Raw genomic sequence first — 474 nt, forward strand, 5'->3', positions numbered from 1 at the left:
GCCGGTCTGGACGTGCACCAGGAAACCGTTGTGGCCTGCGTGTTGAAAGGACCGATCGAACAGAAACCACAATGTCACCTGAAAACCTTTGGGACGACAACCAAAGAATTGCTAGGCCTGCAAGATTGGCTGAGTGAACACGGCTGCCGGGAGGTGGTGATGGAGAGCACGGGCGTGTTATGGAAACCGGTATGGAACATCTTAGAGGGCAGTTGTGATCTGGTCTTGGCCAACGCCCAGCGGGTAAAGAATACGCCGGGTCGAAAAAGTGACATGCAAGATGCGCGCTGGTTAGCGCAATTGCACCGTTGCGGGCTCATTGAAGGCAGTATGGTGCCCGAACAGGACATCCGGGATTTGCGAGACTTGACCCGTTACCGGAGTAAGATGGTGCAGGCGGTGACGGCGGAGAAAAACCGCATTCACAAAATCCTGCAGGATGCCAACATCAAGCTAACCACCTTTATGTCCGAT

Annotated in this window: 1 protein-coding gene; it reads left to right on the forward strand. The window is 54.2% G+C overall.

Features of this window, described 5'->3' with window-relative positions:
* The coding region (locus C162_RS30555) for an IS110 family transposase (RefSeq protein WP_156949749.1) at nt 1-474 on the forward strand (474 nt) is incomplete at both ends.

Origin of the sequence: Paenibacillus sp. FSL R7-269, from assembly GCF_000517865.1 — a bacterium.
Classification (GTDB): Bacteria; Bacillota; Bacilli; order Paenibacillales; family Paenibacillaceae; genus Paenibacillus_AQ.